At 72.3% G+C, this 14,140-nt stretch carries 13 protein-coding genes; 8 read left to right on the top strand and 5 right to left on the bottom strand.

All coding sequences use genetic code 11. The features are described from left to right. The first annotated feature begins 55 nt into the window (after positions 1 to 55). Positions 56 to 1,618 carry a PQQ-dependent sugar dehydrogenase gene (locus tag ACWGH4_RS18015; RefSeq protein WP_453461655.1) on the top strand — a complete coding sequence of 521 codons (1,563 nt, stop codon included), beginning with the start codon at positions 56 to 58 and terminating at the stop codon, positions 1,616 to 1,618. A gap of 59 nt (positions 1,619 to 1,677) precedes the next feature. On the opposite strand, the gene ACWGH4_RS18010 is transcribed toward ACWGH4_RS18015, so the two are convergent. Further along, complete coding sequence (locus ACWGH4_RS18010; RefSeq protein ID WP_453461653.1) at positions 1,678 to 2,115, bottom strand: hypothetical protein; 438 nt, start codon at positions 2,113 to 2,115, stop codon at positions 1,678 to 1,680. Positions 2,116 to 2,253: 138 nt separating this feature from the next. On the opposite strand from ACWGH4_RS18010, the gene ACWGH4_RS18005 reads away from it, so the two are divergent. Further along, positions 2,254 to 3,411 carry an ROK family protein gene (locus tag ACWGH4_RS18005; protein WP_441265940.1) on the top strand — a complete coding sequence of 386 codons (1,158 nt, stop codon included), beginning with the start codon at positions 2,254 to 2,256 and terminating at the stop codon, positions 3,409 to 3,411. Between the two features lie 93 nt (positions 3,412 to 3,504). Here the strand turns inward: ACWGH4_RS18005 and ACWGH4_RS18000 are convergent, their stop codons facing one another. Together ACWGH4_RS18000 and ACWGH4_RS17995 are read right to left on the bottom strand one after the other, a co-directional pair. Next, positions 3,505 to 4,269: a GntR family transcriptional regulator gene (locus ACWGH4_RS18000; protein ID WP_453461649.1), complete on the bottom strand. Its 765-nt coding sequence runs from the start codon at positions 4,267 to 4,269 to the stop codon at positions 3,505 to 3,507. Between the two features lie 249 nt (positions 4,270 to 4,518). Continuing rightward, positions 4,519 to 5,412: an RNA polymerase sigma-70 factor gene (locus ACWGH4_RS17995; RefSeq protein WP_453461646.1), complete on the bottom strand. Its 894-nt coding sequence runs from the start codon at positions 5,410 to 5,412 to the stop codon at positions 4,519 to 4,521. Positions 5,413 to 5,647: 235 nt separating this feature from the next. Here ACWGH4_RS17995 and ACWGH4_RS17990 point away from each other — a divergent pair, with 235 nt between their 5' ends. Both ACWGH4_RS17990 and ACWGH4_RS17985 read left to right on the top strand, forming a co-directional pair. Beyond that, positions 5,648 to 6,478 carry an alpha/beta fold hydrolase gene (locus tag ACWGH4_RS17990; protein ID WP_453461644.1) on the top strand — a complete coding sequence of 277 codons (831 nt, stop codon included), beginning with the start codon at positions 5,648 to 5,650 and terminating at the stop codon, positions 6,476 to 6,478. A gap of 212 nt (positions 6,479 to 6,690) precedes the next feature. Continuing rightward, positions 6,691 to 7,041 carry a hypothetical protein gene (locus ACWGH4_RS17985; protein ID WP_453461641.1) on the top strand — a complete coding sequence of 117 codons (351 nt, stop codon included), beginning with the start codon at positions 6,691 to 6,693 and terminating at the stop codon, positions 7,039 to 7,041. A gap of 56 nt (positions 7,042 to 7,097) precedes the next feature. On the opposite strand, the gene ACWGH4_RS17980 is transcribed toward ACWGH4_RS17985, so the two are convergent. Continuing rightward, a complete protein-coding gene (locus tag ACWGH4_RS17980) occupies positions 7,098 to 7,292 on the bottom strand; it encodes a hypothetical protein (RefSeq protein ID WP_453461639.1) in 195 nt (64 codons plus the stop codon). A gap of 139 nt (positions 7,293 to 7,431) precedes the next feature. Here ACWGH4_RS17980 and ACWGH4_RS17975 point away from each other — a divergent pair, with 139 nt between their 5' ends. Both ACWGH4_RS17975 and ACWGH4_RS17970 read left to right on the top strand, forming a co-directional pair. Continuing rightward, positions 7,432 to 9,015 (top strand): alkaline phosphatase D family protein, encoded by a 1,584-nt coding sequence (locus tag ACWGH4_RS17975; RefSeq protein WP_453461636.1) that lies wholly within the window; start codon positions 7,432 to 7,434, stop codon positions 9,013 to 9,015. 183 nt (positions 9,016 to 9,198) lie between these two features. Beyond that, entirely contained in the window at positions 9,199 to 10,602 is a 1,404-nt protein-coding gene (locus ACWGH4_RS17970; RefSeq protein ID WP_453461633.1) for a GNAT family N-acetyltransferase, read from the top strand. Here the strand turns inward: ACWGH4_RS17970 and ACWGH4_RS17965 are convergent. Beyond that, positions 10,520 to 11,737, bottom strand: coding sequence for a trans-sulfuration enzyme family protein (locus ACWGH4_RS17965; RefSeq protein WP_453461630.1), 1,218 nt, complete (start codon positions 11,735 to 11,737; stop codon positions 10,520 to 10,522). The two genes, ACWGH4_RS17970 and ACWGH4_RS17965, sit on opposite strands and share 83 nt — an antisense overlap. Before the next feature lie 59 nt (positions 11,738 to 11,796). Here ACWGH4_RS17965 and ACWGH4_RS17960 point away from each other — a divergent pair, with 59 nt between their 5' ends. Further along, positions 11,797 to 12,285 (top strand): Lrp/AsnC family transcriptional regulator, encoded by a 489-nt coding sequence (locus ACWGH4_RS17960; protein WP_364599518.1) that lies wholly within the window; start codon positions 11,797 to 11,799, stop codon positions 12,283 to 12,285. Between the two features lie 78 nt (positions 12,286 to 12,363). Further along, positions 12,364 to 14,052 carry a DUF885 domain-containing protein gene (locus ACWGH4_RS17955; protein ID WP_453461626.1) on the top strand — a complete coding sequence of 563 codons (1,689 nt, stop codon included), beginning with the start codon at positions 12,364 to 12,366 and terminating at the stop codon, positions 14,050 to 14,052. Positions 14,053 to 14,140: the final 88 nt, after the last annotated feature.

Genomic DNA, 14,140 nt, shown 5'->3' with positions numbered 1-14,140 from the left:
CCGCACGGCGACCTGCCCACCGACCGGACCACGCATCCTCGTCACTGGAGCCGACATGCCAAGACGCCGCTGGGCAGGGCCCCTTCTGCTCGCCCTCGCGCTGACCGCTCTCACCCTGCTGCCCGCCGCCACGCCCCCGTCCGCGGCGGCCCTCTCCACCACAGCGGAGGCCGCGCCACCCCGGACGGGAGCGGCGGCGGACGCCGCGCCCGTGCCTCTGCCGTCGCTGAGCGCGACCACCACCCAGGTGGCATCGGGGCTGAGACGGCCCACCGCCCTGACCGCACCCGACGACGGCACGGGCAGGCTGTTCATCACCGAGAAGCCCGGAACCGTCCGCGTCTACCACCCGGACACCGGCCTGGACCGTACACCGCTGATCGACATCACGTCGGCCGTGGACCAATCGGGCAACGAACGCGGCCTGCTCGGCATCGCCCTCCCGCCCGACTTCGCCGACAGCCAGGACCTGTACCTGGCCTACACGGCCCTCCCCGACGGCGCGGTCACGCTCGCCCGCTACCGGCTCGACGAGTCCCGCCTCGAGGTCCTGCTCTCCCAGGAACACGCCGAGTACAGCAACCACAACGGCGGACAGCTGGCGTTCGGCCCCGAAGGCAACCTGTACTGGAGCATCGGAGACGGCGGCGGCTCCGGCGACCCCTTCACGTCCGGCCAGCGGCTGGACACTCTGCTGGGCAAGATTCTGCGCATCGACGTGAGCCGTGCCTGCGGCGCGCTTCCCTACTGCGTCCCCGCCGACAACCCCTTCGTGGACACTCCCGGCGCCCGTGAGGAGATCTGGCTGTACGGGCTGCGCAACCCGTGGCGGTTCTCCTTCGACGGCGCCGACGGCTCCCTGTGGATCGGCGACGTCGGCCAGGGCCGATGGGAGGAGATCGACCACCTCCCGCCCGGGCAGGGAGGGCTGAACCTCGGCTGGTCCTGCTACGAGGGCCTGGAGAGATTCGAAGGAGGCCACTGCGCGCCCGGCGGGACAGACACGGAACCGGTCTTCACATACTCGCCCTACACCGGCGGCTGCTCGGTCATCGGCGGGCACGTCTACCGGGGCCGGCAGTACGCCGACCTGGTCGGCGGCACCTACATCGCCACCGACTACTGCTCCTCCACGGTCTGGGCTCTGCGCCCCGACGGCAGCGGCGGCTACGAACAGGCCGAGATCGGGGAGATGCCGACCCAGGTGACGTCGATCGGCACGACTGTCGACGGGGAGTTCTACGTGGTCAACGACCTGCCGGGCGGGCTGCACCGCGTGTCGTTCCAGCGGGAGGAACCCACCTGCCGTGTGGACCGCACCGTGAAGACGTGGGGCACCGGAACGACGGTCGACCTCACCGTCACGAACACCGGCAGCACGACGGTGAGCGGCTGGACGCTCGCGTTCCCGCTGGCCCTCGGGCAGAGAGTCGTCTCCGACTGGAACACCGACCTGACCCAGGGAAGCAACACGATCGCGGCGGCCAATGCCCCGTACAACGCCGACATCGCTCCGGGCGCGAGCATCACCCTGGGGTACCTGGCCGACCACACCGGTGACGCCTCGCCGCCACCTCGGTTCACACTGAACGGCGACGCCTGCGCCGTCGGCCGCTGAGCCGCCGTCACCCCCGTCTCGCTCAGAGGCGGGGGTGGCGTGCCATGGGACGATTGTCTTTAGGGCGGGTCGACGTCGGTGACGACGGCGATCAACCGGTGCTCGTCCTCGCCTTCGGCGCGTGAGACGCCCACCGCTATCCAATGGCCCTCGACGCGCCAGAGGTGCAGATCCTCGACGCGGTGGCTCAACTCCCCCCACGGATGAGGGATCGCCTCTCCGCAGATCGTCCCGATGAACACCGACCACAGAGCGAACCACTGGCCCTCCCCCCAGCGGCTGCTCAACGCGCCCACCAGCGCCTCGCACTCCGCCTCGTACGGCTCGCGCGACCGGCCGGCCGCCCGCTCCGCCGCGTCCAGGCCGTCCGCCGGCGTGCGCAGCTCCGCCAGGTGGTAGCCGGGCCCGCTGTCGCCGAACTCCGACCTGCCGCGCTGTGCCGGGAACGCCCGGCCGCGCAGCAGGTCGATCGCAGCGAGGTGCTGTGCCGTGGTCATGACTCCATTGAACCTGCCGCCACTGACAGTTGGCACACCGTCACCCGCTCCCCGGCTGCCCGTCCCGGTCCCGTGGCGCGACGCGCGCCCGCAGCGAGTACGATCCGGCCAACACGGGCGCGAACTGGGAGGACACACGTGGGGCGGCTGACCGGCGGGGACCCGTCGCTGCTGCGGCGCATCAACTCCGCGGTGGTACTGCATTCACTGCGGGGCGCCGACGCCCCCACGCTCACCGACCTGACCAGGATCACCGGACTGTCGCGGCCGACGGTCGAGGGTGTGGTGGAAGGGCTGATCGAGACGGGGCTGGTCGTCGAGTTCGTCCCCGAGGAGGGTGAGGCCCGCAAGCAGGGGCGGCCCGCGCGGCGGTTCAGGTTCCGGGCGGAGGCCGGGCATCTGCTGGGCATCGAGATCGGGGCGCACCGGGTGGCGGCGCTGCTGTCGGGGCTCGACGGGCGCATCATCGGGGCCGGTTCGCGGGACGTCTCCGAGCGGGCCGGCGCCGACGACCGGCTGGAGCGGGTCCGGGCGGTCGTCGCCGACCTGCTGCGGCGGACCGGTGTGGCACGCAGCGGTCTGCGTGCGGTGGGCGTCGGCTCACCGGGGATCGTGGAGGCGGACGGGACCGTACGGCTCTCCACGGCGCTGCCGGGCTGGACGGGGCTTCCGCTGGGCGAGCGGCTGCGCAGGTCGTTCCGCTGCCCGGTGCTGGTGGAGAACGACGCGAACGCGGCGGCCGTCGCCGAGCACTGGAAGGGCGCGGCGACGGACTCCGACGACATCGTGTTCGTGCTCGCCGGTCTCAGTCCCGGCGCGGGATCGCTCATCGGCGGGCGGCTGCACCGCGGTTACGGCGGGGCGGCGGGAGAGATCGGCGCGCTGCACCTGCTGGGCCGCGACGAGACGCCCGAGAAGCTGCTGTCGACGACCGGGGAGCCGCTGCACCCGTTGGACGAGCAGGCGGTGGCGGACGTCTTCGCCCTGGCCAAGAGCGGCGACAAGGGCGCGCTGGCGGCCGTCGAGCGGTTCAACAAGCGCCTGGTGCACGACGTGGCGGCGCTGGTGCTGGCGCTCGATCCGGAACTGGTCGTGATCGGCGGCTGGGCCGCCGGCCTGGACGGGGTGCTGCCTCCGCTGCGCGACGAGCTGGCGCGGTACTGCCTCCGGCCGCCGCGGGTGGCACTGTCCCTGCTGGGCGAGGCCGCGGTGGCGACCGGCGCGCTGCGGCTGGCGCTGGACCACGTGGAGGAGCAGCTCTTCGCCGTCGAGGGCACGGTGACGGCCCGCCGCTGAGTGACGGCGGCGGGCCTGGGCACGTCTGCGTGGTGCGCGGGACGTTCGCCCGACCCGGCCCGCGGCGGGTGTCGCGGCGGGCCGGTCCGGTGGTCAGGACGCGCGGCGCTGCTGACCGTCGTGGCTGATCTCGACGTCCCCGGTGTCGCCGAAGGTGAGGCGGCAGGTGTCGGCGCGGTACGTCGCGACGGACACCGCGGCGGTGCGCCCTGCGGAGAAGTACCGGGTGGTGACGACGAGGACCGGCGCGCCGGGCAGCCGGTCCAGCTCTCTGGCGTCGACGGCACCGGCGGAGCCGAGCTCGACGGCGCGGTCCTGGCCCTCGAGGTCGAGGCGCTGGAGTTCGCGCAGGACGCTGCGGGCGAGGGCCGGACCGGAGGGCGCCTCGATGGCGGGGAGGTCGGGCACCGACGAGGACGGCACGTAGAGCAGTTCGGCGGCGACGGGCTGGCCGTGGTTCACCCTCAGCCGGCGCACGGTGTGCACCTCTTCGTCCGCCTCGGTGTCGAGCAGCCGGGCCACGGCCGCCGACGGCACGGCCACGGTGCACTCGGCCGCCTGCCAGGCGTCGTGTCCGGTGCCGGGCCAGTCCTGGCGCGAGGTGGTCACGTCGACGCCCACGCGCGGCGGGGCGACGGTCGTTCCGACGCCGCGGCGGCGCTGGAGGCGGCCTTCGAGCTCGAGCTGCTCGAGAGCCTGCCTGAGGGTGGCGCGGGCGACACCGAAGCGGGCGGCGAGGTCGCGTTCGTTCGGCAGGATCTCGCCGACGGTGAAGTCGGTGTCGAGCGCCTCGGCAAGCACGGTCTTCAGGTGCCAGTACTTGGGCTCCTGCACCGGTTCCAGCTGCGTGGTCCCCACCCTGATCCTCCGCAATCGCCGTGTCAGCGGCGGCTTTTCCGCGCCCTTGTTTATTAAAGGTTCCTGCACTATCCCTGCGACCATAGGACGGGCCTCCGACTTGGTCAAGACCAATCCTGCGGCTGTCACGCTGCGCAGCGGAACGGATTCGCACAGCGTTCACGCGGCCTTCGTACTGAGAGCCGCGGGGCAGCACAAGACCCCGCGACCGGATAACGGCCACGGGGTCCGACGTGCGAAGAAGGAGTCTCAGTCCTTGTCAGGCCCGGCGAAGGCGGCGAGTTTGTCAGGGTTCCGGACGATGTAGACGCATTGGATGCGCCCGTCCAGCACCTCCATCTGCATGACGGTGTCCGGCTTGCCCCCGGACAGGATGAGGATCGCCGGTGCGCCGTTGGCCTCGACGAAACGGACCTCCGCGTCCGGAACCGGCTGCTGCGAGATCGCGACGACGAAGCGTCCGACCTTGTCCGCGCTCTGCATGACGCGAAGAGGCGCCTTGGTCTTGCCGCCGCTGTCGCCGACCAGCCGCACGTCCGGGGCGAGGATGGAGAGCAGCCCCTCCAGATCACCGCCCGAGGCGGCGGACAGGAACCGCTCCGTGAGGTCACGGCATTCGGCGGGGTCCACATCGAACCGGTGCTTGCGCTCGTCCACGTGCTTGCGCGCGCGCCCGGCGAGTTGGCGTACGGCCGCCTCCGACTTCTCGAGCGTGGTGGCGATCTCGGCGTACGGGAAGCCGAACGCCTCGCGGAGCACGAACACCGCCCGCTCCAGCGGGGACAGGGACTCGAGGACCACGAGCACGGCGAGCGACACGGATTCGGCGAGCACCGCCCGTTCCGCCGTGTCGGGGACCGAGGGGCCGAAGTCGGTGACGATCGGCTCCGGCAGCCACGGCCCGACGTAGGACTCCCGGCGCGACTTGACGTGCCGCAGCCGGTCGATCGCGAGGCGGGTGGTGATCCGTACGAGGTAGCCGCGCGGCTCCTTCACGTCGTCGCGCCGGTCGGACGACCAGCGCAGCCAGGCCTCCTGCACCACGTCCTCCGCGTCGGCGATCCGGCCGAGCATGCGGTAGGCCACGCCGGTCAGCACGGGCCGGTGTTCTTCGAAGAGGTCGGTCACGGTGTCTGTTGCCACCCGTCAATCCCAGCCGACGGCGGGCCCGCTGTCCAGCAGGTTCCTGTGCGGCGCGCGCTACATCGGCGCGTGGGGGACGGTCCGGTCCCGAACGGCGGCTCGTGGCAGGACCGGTCATGGGACGGGGCGGCACCACCGATGCCCCCTCGACCTGAGCCCGCCCCTTGAACTCCAAGCTACTGAACGGTAATTGTTACTGACAGCCTGTCTATCCCAGCGCAGGGAGCGTGCAGTCATGGCCGCAGAGATCTCGTTCTCCGTCGAGACCGCCCGGGGCAGCCGCACGCTGTCCGTCACCTACGAGCGCAGGGGCGCCGGCGAGCCGCTGCTGCTGCTCCACGGCATCGGTCACCACTGGCAGGCCTGGGAGCCGGTGATGGGGATACTCGCCGCCGACCGCGACGTGATCGCGGTCGACCTGCCGGGCTTCGGCGCCTCACCCGCGCTGCCGGACGGCCTCCCGTACGACCTGGCGACGGTCTCGACGGTGCTCGGCGCGTTCTGCCGGGCTCTCGGGGTCGAGCGGCCCCACGTCGCCGGTAATTCCCTCGGAGGGCTGCTCGCCCTCGAACTGGGCCGCGAGAAGCTGGTCCGCTCGGTGACCGCGCTCTCCCCCGCCGGATTCTGGTCCGAGGCGGAGCGACGCTACGCCTTCACCACCCTGAGGGCCATGCGGGTGGGCGCACGGTCCCTGCCGCTGCCGGTGATCGAGCGGCTGTCCCGGTCGGCGGTGGGGCGTACGGCGCTGGTGAGCACCATCTACGCGCGGCCGGGCCGCCGTTCGCCCGAGGCCGCCGTCGCGGAGACGCGCGCCCTGCGCGGGGCGACCGGCTTCCACGAGACGCTCGCGGCCGGCGGCGGTGTGCTGTTCCGCGACGACATCCGCGACGTTCCCGTCACCATCGGCTGGGGCACCAAGGACCGGCTGCTGCTGCGCCGCCAGGGCGTCCGGGCCAAGTACGTGATCCCCCGCGCACGCCTCGTCAGGCTGCCCGGCTGCGGGCACGTCCCGATGAGCGACGACCCGGCGCTGGTGGCGCGGGTGCTGCTCGACGGCAGCGCCTGAGCCGGCCGGTGGCGTCGGTCACCGGCACGCCGTATCCGGTCCCGCGCCGCACGGCGGGCCATCGCGGCGAGGTCCGGCGGACGGCAGCCGGCGGTGAACCGGGCGCACCCCGCGGCATGGAGAATGACCATGCCCCGCGGCGGCACACCCGCGCGGGAGACGAGTGAATGACCCCGCTCGCCCGACGGCGGCGGGGCGGAAACGGAGCCGTGATGGACCAGCAGCACTTCTCGGATATCACCTCGTTCCTCGAGGACCGGCTCCGGCCGCTCTTCGATCCGGAGAACGGCAGTGACCACGGCTTCGGCATGGACGACACCTCGCGTGCCCTGCGCGCGCTGAGCGGTGCCGTCAAGAGCGCGGCGGCCGTGAAGGGGATCTGCGACCAACGCGCCGGGGCCGACCCGGAGTTGCGCCGCGTCATCGACCAGACGCTGGCTCACCACTGGGACCAGCTGGTGGGCCTCGCCCGGCACTGGGAGGACCACCCCGACTTCCGGCCCCTGTTCAAGCGCGGTTCGTGGGACTTCGAGCCCGAGCCGGCCGCGGCGGCCAAGGGCTAGAACCGGAGCCGCGGCGCGGCGGACCGACCCGGCGGACGGGGCGGCGGCGCTTCGCGTCAGGGCTGCTGCCGGCGGCGGAGCGCCATGAACAGTCCGACGTACGCGAGCACCCCCGCGCCCGCGGCGATCAGGAAGTAGACCCACCACAGACGGATGTCACCGCCGGGCGTGAGCACCAGGAGGATGACGAGCGTTCCGAGAGCGACCCGGGACGCGCCCGAACCCACCGACATCTGCTTTCGAGGCTCCATGCCGTTGTTCCTGTCCCGTTGTGACGGCCACGACCCCCAGGGGGACGCGGCACGCCGTTCACCCGGAGTTCGCGCAACGGACTCGGCCTGCCGCTAGGCATGGCTCGGCACACCGGCCGAACCGCATGGAGGCGCAGCAATGTCACAGACCCCGCAGAGTTCTCCCCCCGCCCGCCGTTCCGTCCTGCGCGGCACGGTGGCCGCGTCCGCGGCGCTGGCGCTGCCCGCCGTGGGCGCGGCTCCGGCGCTTGCGCTGTCCGGACGGCCGCGTGCGGCCTGGGGCGTGCAGACCGGTGACGTCACGGCCACCTCCGGGCTGGTGTGGGTGCGTTCCGACCGGCCCGCGCGGATGATCGTGGAGACGTCCGCCACCGGGTCGTTCCGGCGTGCCCGCAGGTGGCACGGGCCACTGCTCGGCCCCGGGACGGACTTCACGGGGACGACGGCGCTGCGGGGCCTGCCGGCCGGCGAGCAGGTGCACTACCGGGTGACGCTCGCCGACCCGGACGACCACCGGCGTACCGGCGAGGCGGTGTACGGGACGTTCCGTACCGCGCCGGCGAACCGACGGCGCGGCGTGCGGTTCCTGTGGTCGGGCGACATCGCCGGGCAGGGCTGGGGCATCAACCCCGACATCGGCGGCTACCGGGCGTACGAGGAGATGCGCCGGCTGGACCCGGACTTCTTCCTGTGCAGCGGGGACACCGTGTACGCGGACGGTCCGCTCGTGCCGAGCGTGACGCTCCCGGACGGGCGGGTGTGGCGCAACGTGGTCACGGAGGAGAAGTCCAAGGTCGCCGAGACGCTCGACGAGTACCGGGGCAACTTCCGGTACAACCTGCTGGACGAGAACGTCCGCCGGTTCAACGCGCAGGTGCCGACGATCGTGCAGTGGGACGACCACGAGGTGCGCAACAACTGGTACCCGGGGCAGATCCTCGACGACGCCCGGTACAGCGAGAAGGACGTGGACGTCCTCGCCCGGCGTTCGATGCGGGCGTTCGCCGAGTACTTCCCCGTCAGCACGCTCTCCGCCGCCGGGGACGGCAGCGAGGGCCGCATGCACCGGGTGGTCCGCCACGGTCCGCTGCTGGACGTGTTCGTCCTCGACATGCGCACCTACCGCGACGCCAACTCGCCGAACCGGCAGGCGGACGGGGGCGAGGGCATCCTCGGCGCCGGGCAGCTCGCGTGGCTGAAGCGGGAGCTGGACCGGTCGAACGCGGTGTGGAAGGTGATCGCCGCCGACATGCCGCTCGGGCTCGTGGTGCCGGACGGCTCCGCGAACTTCGAAGCCGTGGCGCAGGGCGATCCGGGCGCGCCGCTGGGGCGTGAGCTGCAGATCGCCGAACTGCTGCGGCACATCAAGCACCGCCGGATCACCGGCACCGTGTGGCTGACCGCCGATGTGCACTACACCTCGGCCCAGCGCTACGCCCCCGAGCGCGCGGCCTTCAAGGACTTTGCGCCGTTCTGGGAGTTCGTCTCGGGGCCGCTGGCCGCCGGCGGATTTCCGGCGAACACGCTGGACGGGACGTTCGGCCCCGACCGGGTCTTCGTGCAGGCGCCGCAGCGGGCGAACGTGTCACCGATGGAGTCCCCGCAGTACTTCGGGGAGGTCGACATCGACGGCGACAGCGGCGAGCTGACGGTGCGGCTGCGCGCGGAGGGCGGAACCGTGCTCTTCACCAAGACACTTCAGCCTGGGCGTGTCGGCCAGTGACGGAGTCCGGCGCGGGTCCTGCGGACGCGCGCCGGAGCGGAAACCGGTACGTGTTGCACCATGGAAGCGAACAGTGCACGCCAGAATCGGCCAAAACCGGCCGATAGCGCTCCAGATCGGCGCTTAACCCATCAGTCACAAAGCGTTCGTGATCACGCAACACCGGTCGGTCACAGTGAAGCCATGACAGATGTGACTTCCGCGAAGAGCGCCCGCCGTCCGCACCACTGGCGGCGGGACCTCGTCGAACTGGCCGCCATGTTCACCGCCGTCGCGGTCGCCGACACCATCGCCAAACTGATCGGGCACACTCCCGACGGGCCGTTCCTGCTCATCGCCTCGGCGGTGGCGCTGGCCGCGACGGCCACGTTCCACACATGGTGGGCAAGGCGCCACAGTCATGCGCCGCCTCCGGACGCGGCGGACGCCCAGGCCCCCGCCGCGTCCCGGGAGACAGCCGGGGAGCAGAGCCCCCGCGGGACCACCCTGTGGCGGATGCGCACCACCGTCCAGGACACCCCCGGCAGCCTCGCCGCCCTGTGCAACGCCCTGGCCCGCCTCGACGTGGACATCCTGACCCTGCAGACCCATCCCCTGGCCGACGGGACGGTCGACGAGTTCCTGCTGCGGGCCCCCGCGTCCCTTCAGGCCCCGCAGCTCACCCGCGAGGTCGCCGCGGCCGGCGGCAGCGGCACCTGGACGGAGCGCGCCGACGCGCACGACCTCGTCGACACGCCCACCCGGGTGCTCGGCCTCGCCACCCGTACCGCCCTGGACGCCGCCGAACTGCCTCTGGCGCTCCGGCAGCTGCTCGGCCGCTGCACCATCCGGTCCCGCCCGGCCGTCTCCCCCACGGGCCGCGCCACCGGCGAGATGCCCCCGGTCGAGGGCGTCCTCGAGGAGACGGTGATGCACCTGCGTGACCCGAACGGCGGCGCGATCATCGTCGAACGCGCCTATCTGCCCTTCACCCCCACCGAGTTCGCCCGCGCCCGCGCCCTCGTCGAGCTCGACGCGCGCCTCGGTCCCCGCGTCCCCCGCAGCCAGGACATCCTCACCCTCCCCGAGGGCAACGAGATCTCCGTGCGCCGCGCCGACCAGGACGATGTGGACGCCGCTCTCGCCATGCACGAACGGTGCTCCGCCCGGACGCTCGAGATGCGCTACCACGGCCCCGTCCGGGACGCGGACCGCTACCTCAACCACCTGCTGAGCCCGCGTTTCGGCCGGACCCTGGCGGTGGAGACGGCCTCCGGCCGGCTCGTCGCCCTCGGCCACCTGCTGTGGGACGGCGACGAGACCGAGGTGGCGCTGCTCGTCGAGGACGACTGGCAGCGCCGCGGCATCGGCTCGCAACTGCTCGAGCGGCTGACGGACATGGCGGCCGAGGCGGGCTGCGACAGCGTGTACGCCGTCACCCGGTCGTCGAACACCGCGATGGTCGCCGCCATGCGCGGCCTCGGCCTGCCCCTCGACTACCAGATCGAGGAGGGGACCCTGGTGGTCACCGCCCGACTGGATGCGGCTCCCGGTCGTCCGCGCTCCCGCTCCGAGCGGACGGAACGGACCGGGCAGGGCGAGCGCTGAGCGCCTCCGTCAGGTCCCGCCACAGGTCCTCGACGTCCTCGAGTCCGACCGACATCCTCAGCAACCGGTCGCTGACGCCGGCCGAGCGCCGGTCGTTCACATCGACGATGCGGTGGCTGATGGAAGCCGGGTGCTGGATCAGGGTGTCGACGCTGCCGAGGCTCACCGCCGGCGTGATCAGCCGTACCCCGGCGATCACGTCGTGCGGGTCCCCGTACACCTCGAAGGAGACCATCGCCCCGCCGATGCTCGGGTAGTGGACCCGGGCGACCCGCGGGTCGGTGGTGAGCCTTCGGGCGAGGTCGGCGGCCGTGGTGGACGCGGCCCGCACCCGCACCGGCAGCGTCGACAGCCCGCGCAGCAGCAGGTATCCGGCCATCGGGTGCAGCACGCCGCCGGTCGCGAAGCGGACCTGGCGCAGCTTGCGGGCGAACTCCTCGTCGCAGGCGACGACACCGCCCATCACGTCGCCGTGGCCGCCGAGGTACTTGGTGGCGCTGTGCAGGACCAGCCGGGCGCCTTCTTCCGCGGGGCGCTGGAGCACGGGGGTGGCGAAGGTGTTGTCGACGAGCAGCGGCACCGAGCCGCAGGCGTGCCGTACGGCCCGCAGGTCCACTTCGGCGAGCGTCGGGTTGGCCGGGGTCTCGACCATGACCAGTCCGGTGTCGGGCCGCAGGGCGTCGGCGATGCCGGCCGGGTCGGTCCAGGTGACCTCGGTGCCGAGGAGTCCGGCGTTCAGCAGATGGTCGCTGCAGCCGTACAACGGCCGGACGGCGACGACGTGACGCAGGCCCATGCTCGCCCGCACCAGCAGCACGGCGGTCAGGGCCGCCATGCCGCTGGCGAAGGCGACGGCGCTCTCCGTGCCCTCGAGCTTGGCGAGCGCCGTCTCGAACCGGGCGGTGGTGGGGTTGTCCAGCCGTGCGTAGACGGGCGGACCCTCCGGCCGGGCTCCGGTCGTGGCGAACGCGTCGATCCGCGCGGCCTCGCCGGCGGCGTCGTACGACGGGTAGGTGGTCGACAGGTCGATCGGCGGGGCGTGCAGGCCGAGCTCCGCGAGATCCTCGCGTCCTGCGTGCACGGCATCGGTGGCCAGGGCCCGGGTCACGGGCGCGGCCGAGGCTGCGTTCTCCATGGCCGCACTGTGAACAGTTACCGGGAGGTAGCGGATCTTCTCCGTGCTACGTTCGGCAAATGGCTGATTCTGTCGCACTGGACCCGATCGATCTCCAGATTCTCCGCCTGCTTCAGAACGACGCCCGGACCACGTACCGGGACCTCGCGGCGGAGATCGGCGTGGCCGCCTCGACCTGTCTGGACCGGGTCACCAGGCTGCGCCGCTCCGGCGTCATCCTCGGGCACCGCCTCGCGCTCGACCCGGCACGGCTGGGCAGGGGGCTCCAGGCGCTGCTGTCGGTCCAGGTACGGCCGCACCGGCGGGAACTGATCGGCCCGTTCGTCGAACGCATCCGCGCGCTTCCGGAGTCCCTGGCGCTGTTCCATCTCACCGGCCCCGACGACTACCTCGTCCACGTCGCGGTGACCGACATGGCGGATCTTCAGCGCCTGGTGATCGACGAGTTCACCTCGCAGCGCGAGGTGGCCAGGGTCGAGACCCGCTTGATCTTCCAGCAGTGGGAGTGCGGGCCGCTGCTGCCCCCGGCGGCACCCACGGGCGGATGATCCACTTCGAGCCGGATGTCAGGCGACCGGGCGCCATTGGTGGTGACGAGGGGCACGTCTTCGTACGAGGATGGCCCCATGCCAGACACTTCCAGCAGCCCGCTGCCCCGTCAGGTCGCCGACGCCTACGTCGACGCACTCATCGAACTCGATCCGGCCCTCGGTACCTATCTGGGAATCAAGGAAAGTTCAGGGCTCCTCCCCGACTTCTCGCCCGCGGGGACCCAAGCGCTCGCCGACCTCGCCCGCGAGACCCTGGCCCGGCTCGACGACGCGGAGAAGCTGCCGGGCGCCGGCAGTGACGTCGAGCGCCGCTGCGGACGGCTGCTGCGCGAGCGCCTCACCGCCGAACTCGCCGTCCACGACGCGGAGGAGAGCCTGCGCGCCGTCAGCAACATCCACTCCCCCGCCCACACGGTCCGCGAGACCTTCACCGTCACTCCGGCGGAGACCGAGGAGGACTGGGCGGCGATCGCCGAGCGGCTGCGCGCCGTCCCCCGGGCGCTGGAGGGCTACCGGGAGTCCCTCGCGCTCGGCCTCGAGAAGAAGCTGTACGGCGGCCCACGGGCCACGGCCACCTTCATCGAGCAGCTGACGGAATGGAGCGGCGGCGGCACCGGCCGCGGCTGGTTCGAGGAGTTCGCGTCCGCCGGCCCCGCCGCGCTCCGCCTCGAACTGGACGTCGCCGCCGGTGCCGCGACCCGGTCCGTGGCGGAACTGCGCGACTGGATGCGCGACGTGTACGCCCCCGCCGTGGCGGACGCCCCCGACACCGTCGGCCGCGAGCGATACGCCCGCTGGTCCCGCTACTTCAACGGCACCGACCTCGACCTCGACGAGGCCTACGCCTACGGCTGGTCCGAATACCACCGGCTGCTCGGCGAGATGAAGAAGGAAGCGGAGAAGATCCTTCCGGGCGCGGGCCCCTGGGAGGCGCTGGCCCACCTCGACGTGCACGGCGAGCACATCGAGGGCGAGGAGGAGGTGCGGGTCTGGCTCCAGCAGCTGATGGACGAGGCGATCGAGGCGCTCGACGGCACCCACTTCGAACTCGCCGAGCGGGTACGGAGGGTGGAGTCCCGTATCGCACCGCCAGGAGGAGCCGCCGCGCCGTACTACACGGCACCGTCGGAGGACTTCTCCCGGCCGGGCCAGACCTGGCTGCCCACGATGGGAGCGACCCGGTTCCCCGTCTACGACCTGGTGTCGACCTGGTACCACGAGGGCGTCCCCGGCCACCACCTCCAGCTCGCCCAGTGGGCCCATGTCGCCGACCGGCTCTCCCGCTACCAGTCCTCCGTCGGACAGGTGAGCGCGAACGCCGAAGGCTGGGCGCTGTACGCGGAACGCCTGATGGACGAGCTGGGCTTCCTCAAGGACGCGGAACGCCGCCTCGGCTACCTGGACGCCCAGATGATGCGTGCGTGCCGGGTCATCGTCGACATCGGCATGCACCTCGAGCTGGAGATCCCGGCGGACTCGCCGTTCCACCCGGGCGAGCGCTGGACACCGGACCTGGCGCAGGAGTTCTTCGGCATGCACAGCGGCCGGCCGGCGGACTTCGTGGAGAGCGAACTCACCCGGTACCTGTCGATGCCGGCCCAGGCCATCGGCTACAAGCTCGGCGAACGGGCCTGGCTGCTGGGCCGCGAGAACGCGCGCCGGGCGCACGGGGAGGCGTTCGACGCGAAGGCGTGGCACATGGCGGCGCTCTCGCAGGGGTCGCTGGGGCTGGACGACCTGGTGGAGGAGCTGTCCCGCCTGTGACGGTGGGGGGCGGGGCGGGTGGCCGCTGCGCGGGGCCGTTCCCCTCCCCGCCCCTTCCCGAAACCGGGGCAAGCCCCGGGCCCCGTAC

The organism is Streptomyces sp. NPDC054847 (assembly GCF_053610925.1).
This window is presented reverse-complemented; position numbering and strand designations above follow the sequence as displayed.